The 17,879-nt window shown below is 45.4% G+C and carries 17 protein-coding genes; 11 read left to right on the top strand and 6 right to left on the bottom strand.

The features are described from left to right. Positions 1-436: 436 nt before the first annotated feature. The 5 genes from I3255_RS00530 to I3255_RS00510 all read left to right on the top strand — a co-directional run bounded on the left by I3255_RS00530 (position 437) and on the right by I3255_RS00510 (position 5,466). Positions 437-1,081, top strand: coding sequence for a copper resistance protein NlpE N-terminal domain-containing protein (locus I3255_RS00530; RefSeq protein WP_238035905.1), 645 nt, complete (start codon positions 437-439; stop codon positions 1,079-1,081). Between the two features lie 240 nt (positions 1,082-1,321). Continuing rightward, positions 1,322-2,809, top strand: coding sequence for a UDP-N-acetylmuramate:L-alanyl-gamma-D-glutamyl-meso-diaminopimelate ligase (mpl, locus tag I3255_RS00525; protein ID WP_238035903.1), 1,488 nt, complete (start codon positions 1,322-1,324; stop codon positions 2,807-2,809). Between the two features lie 361 nt (positions 2,810-3,170). Beyond that, the gene (locus I3255_RS00520; RefSeq protein ID WP_058024727.1) at positions 3,171-3,425 is read left to right on the top strand and encodes a GlsB/YeaQ/YmgE family stress response membrane protein; all 255 of its coding nucleotides are present in this window, start codon (positions 3,171-3,173) and stop codon (positions 3,423-3,425) included. 197 nt (positions 3,426-3,622) lie between these two features. Continuing rightward, a complete protein-coding gene (def, locus tag I3255_RS00515; protein ID WP_238035902.1) occupies positions 3,623-4,177 on the top strand; it encodes a peptide deformylase in 555 nt (184 codons plus the stop codon). Between the two features lie 113 nt (positions 4,178-4,290). After that, positions 4,291-5,466: a type III PLP-dependent enzyme gene (locus I3255_RS00510; protein WP_238036501.1), complete on the top strand. Its 1,176-nt coding sequence runs from the start codon at positions 4,291-4,293 to the stop codon at positions 5,464-5,466. An 83-nt stretch (positions 5,467-5,549) separates the two neighbouring features. On the opposite strand, the gene I3255_RS00505 is transcribed toward I3255_RS00510, so the two are convergent. From I3255_RS00505 to dnaJ, 3 genes are all read right to left on the bottom strand, one after another. Continuing rightward, a complete protein-coding gene (locus I3255_RS00505) occupies positions 5,550-6,455 on the bottom strand; it encodes a type II and III secretion system protein (RefSeq protein ID WP_238035900.1) in 906 nt (301 codons plus the stop codon). A 39-nt stretch (positions 6,456-6,494) separates the two neighbouring features. Then, positions 6,495-7,325 carry a 4-hydroxy-tetrahydrodipicolinate reductase gene (gene dapB / locus I3255_RS00500; protein WP_238035898.1) on the bottom strand — a complete coding sequence of 277 codons (831 nt, stop codon included), beginning with the start codon at positions 7,323-7,325 and terminating at the stop codon, positions 6,495-6,497. A gap of 185 nt (positions 7,326-7,510) precedes the next feature. Further along, entirely contained in the window at positions 7,511-8,647 is a 1,137-nt protein-coding gene (dnaJ, locus tag I3255_RS00495; protein WP_201599441.1) for a molecular chaperone DnaJ, read from the bottom strand. Positions 8,648-9,062: 415 nt separating this feature from the next. On the opposite strand from dnaJ, the gene I3255_RS00490 reads away from it, so the two are divergent. Continuing rightward, complete coding sequence (locus I3255_RS00490) at positions 9,063-9,713, top strand: DUF2939 domain-containing protein (protein ID WP_238035896.1); 651 nt, start codon at positions 9,063-9,065, stop codon at positions 9,711-9,713. A gap of 141 nt (positions 9,714-9,854) precedes the next feature. Here the strand turns inward: I3255_RS00490 and I3255_RS00485 are convergent, their stop codons facing one another. Together I3255_RS00485 and I3255_RS00480 are read right to left on the bottom strand one after the other, a co-directional pair. Continuing rightward, the gene (locus tag I3255_RS00485; protein ID WP_238035895.1) at positions 9,855-10,919 is read right to left on the bottom strand and encodes a disulfide isomerase DsbC N-terminal domain-containing protein; all 1,065 of its coding nucleotides are present in this window, start codon (positions 10,917-10,919) and stop codon (positions 9,855-9,857) included. Positions 10,920-11,272: 353 nt separating this feature from the next. Continuing rightward, positions 11,273-11,977, bottom strand: a complete 705-nt coding sequence (locus I3255_RS00480) for a pseudouridine synthase (RefSeq protein ID WP_238035893.1) — start codon at positions 11,975-11,977, stop codon at positions 11,273-11,275. Between the two features lie 197 nt (positions 11,978-12,174). On the opposite strand from I3255_RS00480, the gene I3255_RS00475 reads away from it, so the two are divergent. From I3255_RS00475 to I3255_RS00455, 5 genes are all read left to right on the top strand, one after another. Next, a complete protein-coding gene (locus I3255_RS00475; protein ID WP_238035891.1) occupies positions 12,175-12,777 on the top strand; it encodes a YigZ family protein in 603 nt (200 codons plus the stop codon). Positions 12,778-13,114: 337 nt separating this feature from the next. Further along, a complete protein-coding gene (locus I3255_RS00470) occupies positions 13,115-14,164 on the top strand; it encodes an alpha/beta fold hydrolase (protein ID WP_238035889.1) in 1,050 nt (349 codons plus the stop codon). A 74-nt stretch (positions 14,165-14,238) separates the two neighbouring features. Continuing rightward, positions 14,239-14,781 (top strand): acyl-CoA thioesterase, encoded by a 543-nt coding sequence (locus I3255_RS00465; RefSeq protein WP_238035887.1) that lies wholly within the window; start codon positions 14,239-14,241, stop codon positions 14,779-14,781. A gap of 182 nt (positions 14,782-14,963) precedes the next feature. Beyond that, positions 14,964-15,341: a DsrE family protein gene (locus tag I3255_RS00460; RefSeq protein WP_238035886.1), complete on the top strand. Its 378-nt coding sequence runs from the start codon at positions 14,964-14,966 to the stop codon at positions 15,339-15,341. Between the two features lie 348 nt (positions 15,342-15,689). Next, positions 15,690-16,733: a nitronate monooxygenase gene (locus I3255_RS00455; RefSeq protein ID WP_238035885.1), complete on the top strand. Its 1,044-nt coding sequence runs from the start codon at positions 15,690-15,692 to the stop codon at positions 16,731-16,733. A 1-nt stretch (position 16,734) separates the two neighbouring features. Here I3255_RS00455 and I3255_RS00450 read toward each other — a convergent pair whose 3' ends face one another. Next, positions 16,735-17,688 carry an alpha/beta hydrolase gene (locus I3255_RS00450; protein WP_238035884.1) on the bottom strand — a complete coding sequence of 318 codons (954 nt, stop codon included), beginning with the start codon at positions 17,686-17,688 and terminating at the stop codon, positions 16,735-16,737. Between the last annotated feature and the right edge of the window lie 191 nt (positions 17,689-17,879).

The following is a 17,879-nucleotide window of genomic DNA, read 5'->3' as shown; positions in this document are numbered from 1 at the left end:
CTTTATATTTTACCGTTATCATTTCTTTCTAAACAGACATTCATACTCTGCTATGCAATGTCTGTTTTATTATCTGCGACTGTTAAACCTCTCTTATTACCTATGTTAGACAAACCGATAGAGCTTACTTTGCTATACCGAGCATATTGAACACAACAAAAAGTCCACAGATATATCTGTAACCCTTTGATACCTTTAGACAGCCTATTTTTTTAGTGGGTAGTTTTAGTGAGCAGTTATGAGAGCTCCGTCGCTTTTGAGCGATAAATTGTCTATATTTCAAAAATCAGATACGCTCTCAAATTCCAATATTTATATTATCACAAATTTTATACGACCCATTGTCTCGCGTTTTTGGTAACGATATTTGCTTAATGTTACCGATAGCATGGGTGATTTTTAGACACACTATTTAAAAAACTGTTTTGGTATGACCATGATATATCTTGCACCTATTTGCTCTACCACATCTACTGTCATTAGACGCTGGGGACCGTCATTATTAGCGGTGCCACTCTGTGTGCTATTGATAGGCTGTGATAGCGCCTCCTCGAATTCTGATCAAGACATGAGGACCAAAGCTTCATTTGTCGATGCGTCAGCAAAGTCTGATCCGCAGAGCACATCAGAAGAGATAGAAAGCGACAGTATGTCTGAATCAAATCCTGACGACAGTTCGAATGAATCTGCAGAAGGGCAATCGCTTATTGCTGCTGCCCAATCCAGTAATGAGGGGCATATGCACCCTTCTACTATACACTCGGAATCGAATAGTAGTGCGCTACAAGCCACGCTAATGGGTGATTATGGTGGTATGGTGCCTTGTGACGACTGCGATAGTATCGATGTCACTTTGAACCTATTTTCTGATGGTTCTGTATTAAAATCTAGCACCTACCACGATGCTAAGCAGCAGCGCGCACCGTTGCTTGAGTCTGGCGTCTATCGTCAAGATAAGGACAAAATCACCATTGTATATGAAGACAAACATATTGAGTCTTATTATATTCAAGACAATCATCTGATCTTGATGGATGAGCAAAAAAACCTAAATAATGACTATACGTTGTCACGTAAATAGACAGCAAGTGCTTGGTAAGCTGTCAAATAAAACAGCATTTACCAGCTAGATAACGCCTACTTGTTAGGCGTTTTTTGTTGGTCATCGAACAGCGTTTACTTTACAATGATCGCTTGTCTGCCAGATAACTGCCATGACAACGACTGATTAAAACGTTGATCACGACTGATAACAGCTCAGCATCCAAAAATTTATTTTTACCCTCTCTATTTCACTTATTCAAGCTCGTACGGAACGTCTATGCATATTCATATTCTTGGTATTTGTGGTACTTTTATGGGCTCGCTGGCATTATTGGCGCGTGAACTTGGGCATACCGTTACTGGCTCAGATACCAACGTATATCCTCCTATGTCTACCCAACTTGAAAATGCGGGCGTCACTATCGAAGAAGGCTATCTCATAAAGCATTTGCAACCAGCGCCAGACTTAGTCGTTGTTGGTAATGCGATGAAGCGCGGTATGGATGTGATTGAGTATATGCTAGATACGGGGCTGCGCTACACGTCAGGTCCGCAGTTTTTGTCAGAGCAAGTATTGCAATCGCGCCACGTGATAGCGGTTGCTGGTACTCATGGTAAGACAACAACGACAACCATGCTTGCTTGGATACTGCACTATGCTGGTATCGATACAGGGTTTTTGATCGGCGGTGTGCCACTGGTCAATACCACTGATGAGCACTTACAGCAAGTATTCGCACACAGCAGCTATCTAGGGGCAGAAAAAACTGACGATGATACGACAGCCCCCTCTGGTTATTTTGTCATTGAAGCTGATGAGTACGACTCTGCGTTTTTTGATAAGCGATCAAAATTCGTTCATTATCGTCCGCGCACCGCTATCTTGAACAACCTAGAATTTGATCACGCTGATATTTTTGCTGACTTGAATGCGATCCAAACGCAGTTTCATCATATGGTACGTATGATTCCAAGCACTGGAAAAATCATCATGCCTGCAGCAACTATTAGCTTAGAAGACACTTTAGCAAAAGGCGTTTGGACCCCTATTTGGCGTACCGCTGTCATCGATACCACTGCGTCTGATACCAGTAAAAACGACCGTACGCTTAAAGACAATAGCGACTGGCAAGCGGAACTCATTCGCGAGGATGGCAGTCAGTTTAAAGTCAGTTTTGCTGCTGGCGAAGAAGCAGCCGTCATTGATTGGGGCATGAGTGGTATTCATAACGTCAACAATGCCTTGGTTGCCATCGCGGCCGCTTATGATGTCGGTGTTAGCATCTCTACCGCTTGCGCCGCATTATCGGCTTTTGCTGGTATCAAACGCCGGATGGAGTTGATCGGTGATGTAAACGATGTCTTAGTCTTTGATGACTTTGCCCATCACCCCACTGCGATTACCACAACATTAGACGGTGCCAAAAAGAAACTGGCTGGCAGACGTATTTGGGCGATTATTGAGCCACGCAGTAATACGATGAAAATGGGCATTCACCAAGACAGCTTGGCTGAGTCAGCTGCCCTCGCTGACTATACATTGTGGTATGAGCCGGCGGGACTAGAATGGGGCTTGAGAGAAGTCATCGAACAAGCCACGGCGGCAAATAACTCCATCGGTAACCAGCAAGTAATGTCTAGCGTCGATACTATTATCGAGCATATCAGTAGTCATGCTCAAACAGGTGATGCGATTGTCGTGATGTCCAATGGTGGTTTTGAGGGAATTCATCAGCGTCTGTTAACGGCATTGCGCGATAAATAAACGATGGTTTGAACCCTAAACTCTATACTTAGTATCTAAACAATTAGTGTCCAACAAATCAGTATTAAACAAAAGCGTGGCTGTCTCATAGACGAGCTGCGCTTTTTTATGCGCTTTCCTTTATTCTTACACCAATTCTCTTATCACGGCTTGCCTGCTAATAAGCAGCTCGTTAGCACCACGGCTACCTTTGTAACCTCCCGTTTACCTATTGCACCTACGTTATAGCAAATCTGACTTTTTCCTCACATAGGCCCTACACAGGTAACATTTTTTGCTTACTCTTGCGTTTGGGGAACCTTTACAATGGAGTTATTAAATTAGCAACATATTATAAATATTAATAATTTAGGAGAACAACATGAGCTTTATTTGGATGATTATCGTAGGTTTGGTTGCAGGTTTATTGGCACGTGCTATTAAGCCAGGCAGTGACCCTATGGGTTGGATCATGACGATCGTATTGGGTATCGTCGGTGCCATGTTAGGTGGCTTCCTAGCGAGTTTAATCGGTATCAATGCAGATGGCGGTTTCACTGGTCTTATTTTCTCGGTCATCGGTGCTATCATTTTGCTATTCTTGTATGAAATGATTGTAAACAAACGCCGTGCATAATGGCTAATCAGATAGAATATCTACAAAAAAGCCTTGCGTTAAGTGAGGCTTTTTTTTGTCCAGATATCTATCACAATCTTTAATTTGTGAATGCATGAGAAGTGATATAGACGGGAAAGTATTGATAAGCATTACTTTTGTCCCCATTTATCTTATAATATCAACCCTATTTTGTCCCTATCATTGAGGTGAGCGTTATGGCACTACTCCCTATCTTAAGTTACCCAGATCCCCGCTTGCGCACGATTGCCAAGCCAGTCAAGGAAGTGACTGCTGAAATCAAAACCTTAATCTCAGACATGATTGAGACAATGTATGATGCTCAAGGTATTGGCCTTGCCGCAAGCCAAGTCGATCGTCATATTCAGCTAATCGTGATGGATTTGTCCGAAGACAAAAACGCGCCAAGAGTCTTTATTAACCCAAAAGTCACGCCATTGGTAGAAGAAAAACAATCGTACGAAGAAGGCTGTCTTTCAGTCCCAGATGTCTACGACAAGGTTGAGCGCCCTAATAAAGTACGTATCGAGGCACTAGACGAGAACGGCGACGTTATTGACGAAGTGGTAGAAGGCTTGCTTGCCGTCTGTATCCAACACGAAATGGATCATCTCAATGGCGTGATATTCGTCGACTACCTGTCTCGTTTGAAACAGACACGTGCTCGTGATAAAGTTCGCAAAGTCCTCAAGATACGCGAAAAGCAAGGCGCATCATCAGCTGAACAGCAGCCACAACCGATCAATTCTTAATCTCTTTCTCCTTTACATAATGATGCATATAGTGGATGTTACTCTCTGATATCCACTATATGGCGCCAATTTTTAGCAGATACTGTTCTCACCAAAGGTTTACTACTATGACAATGATCAAAATTGACCAATATTTTGAACCTGCCAGCTGGCAGAAATTTACCAAAGCTGCTGAAGGTCGCGAGACCCCGTTTTTAGTGGTGGACCTAAGTCGTATCGAGACCAAGTATCATGAGATGGTCAGCCTGTTTCCGAATGCCAAACTGCATTATGCGATGAAGGCAAGTCCTGCAGTTGAAGTAATCAATCTGCTGGCAAAGCTTGGCTCTAACTTTGACTGTGCCTCTATCTATGAGCTGGATCGTGTGCTTGATTGCGGCGTTGAGCCATCGCGCATTTCTTATGGTAACACCATCAAAAAAGCCGACCATGTTAAGTATGCCTTTGAAAAAGGTATCGATCTGTACGCGACCGACTCAGAAGCAGACCTAAAAAATATTGCCAAACATGCACCTGGCTCTAAAGTATTTGTGCGCATATTGGTACAAGGGTCAGAGACAGCAGAATGGCCATTGTCACGTAAGTTTGGCTGTCACCCGAATATGGCTATTGATTTGCTCATTCAAGCGCGTGAGCTTGGCTTGGTACCTTATGGTATTTCGTTCCACGTTGGCAGTCAGCAAAAAGACGTTGCGGCATGGGATGATGCGTTAGCCAAAGTTAAGTATATGTTTGACTGGATGAAGAACGAAGAAGGCATCAAGCTACAAATGATCAATCTAGGTGGCGGCTTCCCAACCAACTACATCAGCGAAGTCAATCCTATTAAGGTCTATGCAGAAGAGATCACCAGCTATTTGACTGATGATTATAATGATGACGAGATGCCTGAGATTATTCTGGAGCCAGGCCGTTCATTGGTCGGTGGTTCAGGTGTCTTGGTGAGTGATGTGGTACTGATCTCTCGCAAATCAGATACAGATTTGGCGCGCTGGGTATATACGGATGTCGGTTTATTCCAAGGCTTAATCGAGACGCTAGGCGAAGCAATCAAGTATCCTGTCTATACCCCGAAGATGGAAACTTCTACTAGTGAAGGGACAGTCGTACTGGCAGGTCCAACTTGTGACTCAACCGATATCATGTATGAAGAAGCAGGTTATCAGTTGCCAGAGGAGCTTGAGATTGGTGACAAAATCTATTGGCTCACTACGGGCGCTTATACCAACTCGTATTCATCGGTAGAGTTCAATGGTTTTCCGCCGCTTGAAGTGGTTTATATTGACTAGTCTTTGAGGCTTATCTATAGAGAAGCGCAGTGCTATTAATAACAGCACCGCGCTTTTTTGTGTTTGGCTATCTAATTAATGAGCTATTGCACCAACAAAGCAATCGGTACACTATTGTTGCTATTGTTCGTTCGACTGCCGCTGCTGGTTGAGCGTTGTGAAATCTTACCAATCGTCACCCACTGTCCACGCCGCACAATGATCGTACTGTTCAGACTTTGACCTTGGATGCTATTATTGCTCGTGCCGTGCCTATTGTAGGATGAGTTGGATCGTGCCAGTCGCTCTTCAACTTGTGACAATCTCACTTCGACTTGACCATTCGGTAGTAGACGCGGTGTCACGCTAATGCCTTGGGTCGTTGGTAGTAGTACTTGCTGCTGGATGATAATCTGCGTGCTTGGCTGACGGTCAATGGGATAATGATAATTTGGTTGAATAGTGGCACGATAGTTTTGCGTCAAGGAATAGAGCGTGCCCGTACTGATACTAGCAGCACTACCAGACAGCGTTTGTACTTGGTACAAGCTACTACCTTGTTGCTGGCGGTTATATTGATTAATTACGCCTGTACCTTGGATACCGCGATTGGTAATGATGACTTGACCCTGCCGAATATTATCCTGAACACTGCTGCTATTGCCAACACGCACAGCGACCGTGAGCGCTTGTGGCTGACGGTCAATCTGCGTGAGGAGCTGCTGTATCATTTGATAATTGCGAGGTGTTGTTATTAGTACCAACTTATCTTGGTATACGCTGACGGTGCCACCATCAGCGCTACTATTCAGTTGTTGCCTCACTGTTGGCAGTAGCGCGGCACCGCCATAAGTGTCAATCACATAGGTTTGGTCACTACTGGCTTGTACTGCTATCGGCAAAATTGTCAGGCTCAGGGCAAACGCTGGCAAGCATCTATTGTTAGTAGTGCTGATCGCAAATACAGTGCTCGTTAACTGATGCTTTATATAACGCTTAACATTATTCACATGCACTCTCTCATTTTTCTTGAGCCTTACCAGTGCTACCTAATCATTCAGACCCAGCACATCTTGCATATTGTACTGCCCGACTGCTTGCTCGGTCACCCAAGTCGCGGCACGTACGGCACCTGCGGCAAAGGTCATGCGCTCACGTGCGCGATGGGTGATCTCGACTACCTCACCATTAGCGATAAACATCACAGTATGGTCGCCGACGATCTCTCCACCGCGTACGGCATGAATGCCAATCGTGCCTGACTCACGCTCGCCCGTCTGTCCTTCACGTCCGTAAATAGCAACGTCTTTTAGATTCTGTCCGCGAGCGTCTGCGACGGCTTCTGCCATCATATATGCCGTACCAGACGGTGCATCGATTTTGTGTTTATGATGCGCTTCGATGATCTCCACGTCAGCATCATTGCCAAATGCTTTGGCTGCCATGCCAAGTAGTTTCAATGACAGGTTGACGCCGGTTGAGTAATTACCCGCGTAGACAATGGCGATTTTTTCGCTTGCTGTCGCCAGAACCTGCTCTTGCGCCTCATTAAATCCTGTCGTACCGATGACCATCGCGATATTATGCTCGGCACAAACTTGCATGTTCTTTTCAGTCGCATCAGGCAAACTAAAATCAATCAGCACATCGATGTCATTAATTACAGCTTCTAGCTCGTCAACGATTTGCACGTCTAAACGTCCGATAGCAGCCACCTCGCCTGCATCCGCGCCGACGAGACTAGATCCTTGGCGTTCAATCGCTGCATTGAGCGTGGTCTTAGGATTATTTTGTACCGCTTCAATAAGCATACGGCCCATGCGACCACCTGCACCGATCACACCAACTTTGATGGCTTGTTCTTTTGTTTGTTGACTCATATCTCTACCTTACATACTTTATATTTGGCGGGGTTATTTTCGGATATCATTTATCGTCAGTTTAACAAATATCGTTAACTGAGTGGTTTTTTATCAGCACAAGAAAAAGCCCAAAGGTTTCACATGAAACCTTTGAGCTTACTTTCAATATAGCTATCTAACAACAGTCTGTCTTAGTCAAATAATCAGTCAAACAAATCGCCAATCTTTTTAAAGAACGATTTTTTATGTGGCGACTGCTGATGTTTACTGTCATCATCCAACGTATCTTGGAACTGACGCAATAGATCTTTTTGCTCACGAGTTAGGTTGACAGGGGTTTCGATGACCACACGGCAGATCAAGTCGCCTTTCATCGTGGTGCGTACTGGCGTCACGCCCTTACCGCGTACACGTAGCAATTTACCACTTTGCGTACCTTCTGCCACTTTGATTTTTACTTTGCCATCTAAGGTTGGGATCTCAACTTCTTTACCGAGTGCTGCATCAGTGATGCTGACTGGTACATCCATATATAGATCGGCGCCTTGACGAGTAAAGACGTTGTGCGGTTTGACGCGTACTTCGACATATAAGTCGCCATTCTGTACGCCTGCGCCGCCAGCCTCACCTTCGCCTGCCAGACGGACGCGATCACCATCATCGACGCCTGCCGGGATAGATACTTCTAGCGTGCGTGACTTGTCTTTGACACCATTACCATGACAGTCAGGACAAGGGTTTTTGATTTGCTTACCAGAGCCGCCACACTGTGGGCAAGCTTGCTGCACGGCAAAGAAACCTTGCTGCATACGCACTTGGCCTTGGCCATGACACATCTGACAGGTCACGACATCAGAGGCATCTTTGGCGCCTTTACCATCACAAGTGTCACATGGCGCCGGCGCGGTAAAGCTGATTTCTTTTTTGCAGCCGCGTACTGCTTCTTCTAATGTCAGCTCAATCACATAACGCAGGTCAGAGCCACGACGCGAGCGTCCACCACCGCCGCCACGTGATTGACCAAAGATGTCACCAAAGTTACCGAAAATATCGCCAAAAATGTCTTGGAAGTTGCCGCCGCCTGCACCGCCAAAGCCGCCGCCACCCATGCCATTTTCAAAGGCAGCATGACCCATGCGGTCATACGCTGAGCGCTTTTCTTCATCGCTCAGTACTTCGTAAGCCATTGAGGCTTCTTTGAATTTGTCTTCAGAATCAGGGTCATCAGAGTTGCGATCTGGATGATATTTCATGGCAAGCTTGCGGTAGGCTCGCTTAATCTCCTTGCTGTCAGCGGTTTTGCTGACACCTAATACTTCATAAAAATCGCGTTTACTCATGGTTTCTCCTATCGTCTTCGTAGCACCACCAGCTCGTCAGTTCATTAGCTTTGGTCAGCTTTGACCATTAACGGTCTTTATCTCATACACAATCACACAGCAACGTTTCATGTGAAACATGGCAAACCACAATGTCACAGGATGATAATATGTGCATGTAACGGACAAATACGGTGGGGGCTACTTAGCCAAATCAATTATAAAAAGTTTGCGCTATTTATGGAGATGGTCTGCTGATTTATCAAGCGCTTAAGTCATGAAATTCGTAGTTAAGGTAGTTAGGTTGCGATATACACGATTTATTAAGATTACTACAAAGCTTTTCATACCTGAATAATGACGAGTCGTGCTAGTATTTATCGCCATATCTACGGTCATTTATACCCATGACGTTTGCGACAAGGTACCAAGTCTTATGAAAAAGCTGATTGTTTTATTAATCGTGATTGCCGTAGCAATCTATGCAGGCTCCCCTTATTACAGTGCTTATCAGCTCAAAAATGCTTATGACGCCAAAGACGGTGCCGCTATCGCAGCGACCATTGATTACGAGCAAGTGCGTCCAAGCATCCAAAATCAGCTAACTGATCAATTTGCGACGACAATGACTAAGTATCCATTAATCGCTGAGCTCGGCGGTGAGCCATTGACTGAGGCTGCCAATGGCTTTATCACGCAAGCGGTTGATGGCGCGATTACCCCGCAAAATATCGAAAAAGTCATTAACACTCAGGGTCAAGCCAATACAGCAACCAAAGAGCTGGCCGCCGCATGGGCAATCGCTAGCGATCAAGTTGACTTGAGAAACCTGATTCAAAGCTTGATCATTCAACGTGGCGACGTCGATGCTGTGGTCAAGAGCCAAATCCAGCAAGTCATGAAAAAACAAGCGGCGGAGCTTGAGCAGCAGGCCGCCCAAGGCACAGACAGTGATAAACCAACCCTGAGCTACTGCGGTATCAATTGCTTTAATATCAGCGGTCAGGTTAAGGGTTATCCGCTGACTATCGAGATGCAGCGCCAAGGGCTTGTTCAATGGAAGATCGTCGATATTGTCTTGCCATAAACAAGTTGAAACCGTTTTTGACACTTGAAATGTTGATAAGTTAAACGATAAAAATCGCTTTATGAATCAGCTCATAAAGCGGTTTTTTATTACTCTCTTCAAAATAATGATGAATAAAGATCTTGAGCAGTATCAATATAATTATTCGATGCCTAAAAATTCTAAAAACTCGGGACTCTCGAAACTTGCTTGATACAGCACACCGTCCTCACGGTAGATAGCAGGGGTTGCTATCACCGCCAGTCCAGCCGCTTTGTCACGATTGGGCGTCACGTGGTCGGCGGTGCAGCTCGCTGATGCGGGGGTTATCTCACCTTGTAGCATCGCCTTATCGAATGCCTGACGACGACTGTTCTCATCAGTTTGACACCAAATACCTCGCATTTGCGCGGGCGACTGCTCGTATATCGGATAGCCAATCACGTTGACCGTCACGCCTTTGGCATTGAACATAGATATTTGCTGATGAAATCGACGGCAATACGGGCAGTTGACGTCATCAGCCACATATATCACGGCTCTCTCAGGACTGGTCGCTGGATAAATAATCAGTTGGCTTTCATCCAATGTCACAAACACCGATTGATTTTTACGTGTTTCAAAGTTCTCATCGAGCCCGACAAACTGACCGTTTTCGATCACAGATATCTCGCCATCATTGATGTACTGTGCATCGTCCGATAGCAAAAAAGGTACTCCTTCGAGAGTCGCACCCCAAATCACGCCGGGTACTGCTGTATAAAAAAGTGGTGTTTTGGTACTCATATTTTTGAGCGCACGCGTATTGGCAAGCATTGCTGATTTCACAGCGGCACTGACAGGCTTGCCTACCTGCGCACTCGTGCTGCGTACTGGTGTTTTGGTCACTACCCGCTTACTTGGATTCTTTTGCAACTCACCTTGGATGACATAGCGACCATCTTCAGTGATGTGTAGTGGTGGCTGCCCAGCCAAATTCACCTGATACATATTGGGTAATTTGGACGGCACAATGGAGGTAATCTGCGTTTTGATGCCAGCTTGGGTCAGCACTTGGCGCAAATGGCTATCGATGGATTGGCTCATCGTGCCAGTGGCTTGACTATTTACCGTATTTTGACGGATGCTTTTGCTCGTTGTCTCTTTGGGGGTAAGCTGAGCACAGGCAGTGGTTGCCACGATTAAAGTACCAATGAGAGTAGTAGAGGTTAATAGAGAGCGTTTCACAGAGACAGTCCTATCTGGTTTTTCATCATGAGTATGTTTTGGTCATCAACATAATACCCATATCTAGTTTCTAAACAGCGTATGAGCGATATATTATGCAGAAACATATATTGAAAAGAAAAATAGACTGTAGCATGTAGAAGACGTCTGCAAAGGCTTAAAAACGCAGTTTTGCAAAATTGCTACCCAGCTTTAAGAGATAGGCAACACAAGCAGACCGTAAAAATAGCGAATTAGAATCACAAACATAAATAGCTGACAGCAAAAAGCAGCACACGGTGTCGTGGCTGCTGATGAATTTAAAATAATAACTTAAACAGTCGTATGGATGCGCATACTACAGAAGTCAGAGACTAGAACTTGGCGACTTCTTCTGGCGCTAAGAAACGACTGTCGCCTTTCTCTAGGCCGTCTAGATTGATATGACCGATACTGGCGCGGTGCAGCTCCGTGACTCTATTGCCAAAGTAACCCATCATGCGTTTGACTTGATGGTACTTACCCTGCTCTAGCGTCAGGCGGGCATGGGTTTCATCAATGAACTCAAGAATCGCAGGCTTGGTAGGCTCATAATCGCCTTCTAATAAAATTCCTTCAGCGACTTTTTTCACGGCTTTTTCTTGGGCATCGCTATCCATCGGCGATGCTAGGGTCAGCTCATAAACCTTGGCGTGCTCATGCTTAGGACTGGTGACACGGTGTAGCCAGCCGCCATCATCGCTCATGAGTAGCGCGCCAGTGGTATCGACATCGAGACGTCCAGCGATACGCAAGCTACCCAACTCTGGTACGGCGATCAGCTCGGTGACGATTGGGTATTCTTTGACTTTTAACGTACATTCAAAGCCTTCGGGCTTATACAGCAAGATATAGCGATTGCCCGCAGCGACTGACAATGGCTCGCCTGCCCACATCACATCATCGTTGACGACATCGACATGCAGACCTGGGTCTTTGACCACTTGATCGTTTACAGTGATTTCGCCCGCGTGCATGATCTTTTTGGATTCTTTGCGCGACAGCTCGGTGGCTTTACTAATGAATTTATCTAAACGCATACTATTTACTACCATCGGTTTTATGATACCAGCCCTAAATCAGAAACTAACGACGCCAGCACTCAGCCGTGAGTAGCTCGTTATCTTCGATGGTTAGAAATGGTACTATAATGAAAAATGAAATGAACACTGCGCCCAATACGGACGACAGTGAAAGTTAGCTAAGTTTACCATATCCAACCTAAGCCTGATGAAATATGAGCTATCAAACGCTAAAACGTGCCGTCACCGCGCGCCTAGAAATTAAGAAATCTGAGTTTATTGCTTACGCGTATCCGGTGAGCTCGCGTGAGCAAGCCATATTTCACGTGGAACAACTACGCGAGCAATATCCTGATGCGCGGCATTTTTGCTGGGGCTACATCATTGGTGACCCTGACAATACTACCAGTGCAGGTTTTGACGACGATGGCGAGCCAAGCGGCACCGCAGGCAGGCCGATATTAAATGTATTGCAACACAAGTCGATCGGCAATGTCATCATTATCGTGGTGCGGTATTTCGGTGGTGTTAAGCTGGGAGCTGGTGGTCTGACGCGCGCTTATGCAGGCGCGGCTCAAGCAGCGGTCGATGAGATGACATTGAATCCCTATGTACCCATGGCACAGATTCAGATACTCGCAGAGTTTGCGACCGAAGCACAATGCCGCTATATGATAGAGAGCCTTGGCGGTCACATCGATGATGTCGCCTATAGCAAACAAGTCACGCTGACTGCGACATTGGCTGAGGCAGATATCGACAGCTTAAAAGAACGACTTGCGATGGATGGTCGCGTATTGGATCAGCCAGAAGTCTAAAAAACCTGATTAACCTTTCTCAGTAGCCGCTTAGATATAGTAGAACCTCAATAAAATTGATACAACATAGGAAACGCGCTTGATTAAACGCTACTTTTCTTGCTTGCTGTGACTGCGCCTCCAGAGGCTGCGAAAAATAGCGTTTAATCTTGCTATACCATTTTTATAATGGTTTCACTATAGTTGTATTCAGTCGCCATTTATTAGCTCGTGAGCCATTTTCAGTAATCATGCGTTCACTGAAAATCATTGGTTTTCATAGATACAGGCGCTATGATAAAAAAACCTTATCACGCTACTTTTCTGTTTTTCCACGATCATTAAATAAGACCAAAATATGTCAACCTCAACCAAACCTTTCTCTCCAGCGCCGTTTAAACCGCCCTTTTGGCTGACCAATCCACACTTGCAAAGCATCTTGCCCAAGTTCTTTGCGCCAAAAGCACCAACTTATCGCCGCGAAGTCGAAAAAGACTCTTTGGATGAAAGTGATATTGCTTACGATTTTTATGATGCGCATCCAGTAGACGCATCAAAAAACGGCGCGCTTGAGCAAACGCCATTGATTGTCTTATTTCATGGCATGGAAGGCAGCAGCGACAGCCATTATGCCCGCGCATTGGCTTACCAGATGCACGCGCAAGGTTGGCATTTCGTGGTGGCACATTTTCGCAGTTGCGGCGGTATTCCTGCTAATGGCAGAGTTTTTTATAATGCGGGTGATACCGATGAAGTGCATCACGCGCTGCAAAATCTAAAGCAACAGTACGCCAATATCTACGCGGTCGGTGTCTCTTTAGGGGGCAATGCCCTAGCAAAATATATGGGCGAATACGAAGACAAGGTTCTTTGTAAAGGTGCCGTAGTTATCTCCGCTCCCGTCGATATGTCATCAGCGGCGCTTAGTATGCACAGCTTTTTGAGCCATCGCATTTATACGCCTTATTTGCTCAACCCGATTATCAAAAAAGCCTTAGCCAATGACATTACTCAAGAGGAGATCGACTCGATCAAAGCCGTCAATCGTATCAGTGACTTTGATGATATTTTTACCGCGCCGCGTCATGGCTACCGCTCTAACAACCACTACTATCAAGCCTCATCCGCGCTTCCCTATTTGATCAAAGTGACCAAGCCTTTATTACTCATCAGTGCAAAAGATGACCCGTTTATTGGCTTTACCGCGACACCAAACGATGTCTCCGATAGCGTCACTATCTTAGATACTGAGCATGGTGGACATATCGGTTATTTGCGTTATCGCTCAGATAAAGGTCAAGCCAAAAACAATACTAATGGCAAATCTTCAAAATTTGATATCAACTGGATACCCGAAACGGTGAGTGCGTACTTCAATTGGATTGGGGTCGAGTCACATAAAAAATAGGCCTAAGTAACTCTGACAATAGCTCCTAATCTAACGACTTTTAATGCTGTCCTTTAAACCTTCGAGACGACTTTATGTACCCATTTATCCGTTATGCCAGCACCATCGCTCATGCCGCCTTAAAAGCAAAAAAGGGCGATACCTTAACCCTAAAAGAGACTAGCGAGATTCAGTTTCGCTGTCGCTTGTCAGACATCGATAATTTCTTAGAGATGAATAACGGTCGCGTATTCACGCTGTATGATTTGGGGCGTATGGATTTTGCGGTACGGAGCGGACTTGGCACGCAGCTGCTAAAACAGCGTTGGGGTCTGGTCATCGCTGGCAGTACCATCCAATATCGCAAGCGCATTCGTGCGTTTGAAAAAGTCACGCTAAAAACCAAAATGGTCGGTATCGATGCGCGCTGGCTCTATATTGAGCAATCCATGTGGGTCAAGGGCAAGCCCTGCTCCTCTGCGCTACTGCGTACGGGCGTGACCAAAGGCGGTCGAGTGATCGACACCGCACAAGTACTGGCCGCATTGGGACAATCTGATTGGGCTCTACCGCCAACTGGCTATGTCGCCGAATGGATAGAGAGCGATGCTGATCGTCCATGGCCACCAACGGAGTGATAATCAAACCGCTTGGCTTAAAACGACTCTTACTGAGCATTCATTCAAAGTGCGTCAAAAGTAAGTAACCTTATGGCTACTATTTCATAACAACTCATTATATAAATACATATAATAAATGTTAGGATAGTCGTGAGTGATATATTTGACTCAACGAAATATAGTCTGATAAGGAGAATAATATGGCTAACACGACGGATTTTGTCGGTACGTTATTTGATAATAGTGAATCAAACCCAAGCAAAATCACTCTAGCTTTCACCATGGCTGGCGTGGCACTCAAAAAAGGCCACTCTGCCACGGTGATATTAATGGTGGATGCGGTACATCTGGCAAAACCAAATGCGCTAGACGATGTCAATATTGGCGCGCCATTTGAGCCTGCTGGCGAATTGCTAGAAGCTTTTATCGAAAAAGGCGGACAAGTACTGGTCTGCGGTGCATGCATGAAGCACAATGGCGTAGAAGAAGCAGACATCGACAAACGCTTTGAGGTGATTAGCGGTGATGATGTGGTTGAGCTGCTGATGAATGCGAAAGGGTCGTTGCAGTTGAATTAATCATAAAAGTTAAAAAGCAAAGTTATAAAAATGGGTCAATTTTCTTAGTCATCTTTTTGGTGGCTTGGATGATTGGCTTTTCTATCTTCTGAGTAAGTAACATTCATTTAGAATACAAATTTTAATTATCTTTTCTCATTTCATGCGTTTCTAGTAGAATATTTAGTAATCTCAAGTATATGCATTAATAAGTTTTAATTACAGTTTTATAGTCAACTATTTTAACTACAATTCCGTAGTCAAAATCCATCACCTTATTCAGCAACTAAATAAACACTATCCAACACGCGCACCGCCTTCCTCTGCTACAGTAAGTCATGAAAACATCCTAATAAAAAGGAGCCAATCATGAGCTTACTTAATACGCTTAACCTCACCTACCCGATTATCCAAGCGCCAATGGCAGGCGCAACCACGCCTGAACTCGCAGCGACAGTGAGTAACTTTGGTGGACTGGGTTCATTGGGCGCTGGTATGACCGCGCCAGACGTTTTGGATAGCCAAATCGATACGATTAAAGCCCTGACTGACCGTCCTTTTATGGTCAATCTGATGGTGTTATCTGAGCAGGAGTCGAGCAGCTTTGATACCGCCATGCCGACTTGGCTAAGCCAGTATTATGAGGACAATGATATTGAAGTGACACTACCCGAGCACCCCGCACAAAACTTCGTAGACCAACTACAAGTGCTCTATAACAACCCTGTGCCTGTCGCCAGTTTTACCTTTGGTATTATCAGCGCCGAGCAAGTTCAGCGTCTGCAAAGTGTCGGCACACGCGTCATCGGCACCGCCAATCATCCACTAGAAGCCAAAGCATGGAACGATATTGGGGCAGACGCAGTTTGTGTACAAGGCGTAGAAGCTGGCGGTCATCGCGGTGGCTGGTTGCCACAAAGCGAAACCGATCCATTGGGACTGCTGACGCTGATCAGCCAAACGCGCGCTTGCACAGATATTCCGTTGATTGCAGCGGGTGGCATTATGACGGGAGAGAATATCAAGGCAGTACAAGCGGTAGGTGCTGAGCTTGCGCAAATGGGGACGGCGTTTTTGACCACAGATCAGTGCGGTATTAATGATACGTATAAACAAGCGCTTATTGAGGCCAGTCAAGGAGCGCGCAGTAGCGAGACACGCTTAACCAGATTATTCTCAGGTAAGCTTGCGCGTGGTTTATTAAACGATTATTTGCGTGATTTTGCTCAATTTGAGAGCGCAGATGCGCTACCGCCCTACCCACAACTCAATGCCATGACCAAGTTTATGCGGGCGGATGCGACCAAGCGTTTGGACGCCGAGCATCTGTCGTTATGGGCAGGACAAGGCGTCACGTTGGTCAGAGACGAAAGTACAGATACCTTACTGACGCGATTAATAAAAGATTTGTGAGTTACTGACCCTTAAGCGTTGCACGAAACGCTTTGTAATCACTGGCCGTCTCTTTTACTGCCTCGATCATCGGCACATGGCCGACCTCAGACATCATAATCAGCTGTGCTTGCGGCATCAGTTTGGTCATGATGACGGCGGTCTCAGGCTTAATAATTTTATCCTCAGTACCCCAGACGACGAGCGTGGGTATATCACGCTGCGCGATGATTTTGGCACGTGCTTCCACATTGTCTGCGGTAATCTGCTTGAGAATATTGGCGTGCAGATCTCGGTTGGCGATATTGGTCTGAGCAAAGACGGCTTGCACGGTTTTGGGAATATAAGGCGGCTTGTACATCACGAGATTATACAAAGCAAAATAATCCTCTGTGTTTTTGACCAACAGCGGGCTGTTGTCGAAGCTATCATCATCAAACCTATCTTTTGGAAACCCTGCTGACCAAAAGCCGCCACTGTCGAGTAGCCACAAGCTTTTGACGCTATCAGGATACATAGCGGCATAAGCAACACTGATGGCACCGCCCATTGAGTTACCACCGACATGAATATGAGACGCGACCCCTTTTGCTTGTAGCAGCTCATGTAAACGCTGCGCCTGAGCATCGGCACGGTAGTCAGCTTGCATCGGTTTGCTAGATTCACCAAAACCCAGCAAGTCTGGAATGATCAGATGATAATCGCTCAGCTCTCTAGCGATACGGGTAAAGTTGTCTTTGTTTGCCCCAAATCCATGGATGAGCAGTAACGGCTCGCCGTTAATATTGCCGCCTTCTAGATAGGTCATGGTATCGCCGGATGCCAGCGTCAATACCTTTTTTTCAAGCTTGGCTTTATTGCGCTCGAACTGTATCAGCTTTTGGGTGGCATTCACCGCAAGCGTGTTGGGCGCAGTGGTGCAGGCTATGACGGAAAGACTAAATAGGGCGACAAGGCTTAAACGTTTTAGTGTCATCGAAACATCCTTGTTAAAAATATAGCCAATCCACTCTTACATCGGATCAACGATAGTATAAAAAGTATCCACGCTATGATTCTAACGATAAATGGGGCTTTATATTTATAAATCTCTTACTTTGTAGTCAAATCAGCGTCATCCTTTCGAGGATTTTTATAATAATCAGGATTTTATAATTAGTAAAAACC

The sequence above is a fragment of the Psychrobacter sp. Ps6 genome (assembly GCF_022129235.1).
Taxonomy (GTDB): Bacteria; Pseudomonadota; Gammaproteobacteria; order Pseudomonadales; family Moraxellaceae; genus Psychrobacter.
Note: the sequence above shows the minus strand (reverse complement) of the source record. Positions and strands in the feature narration are given on the sequence as shown.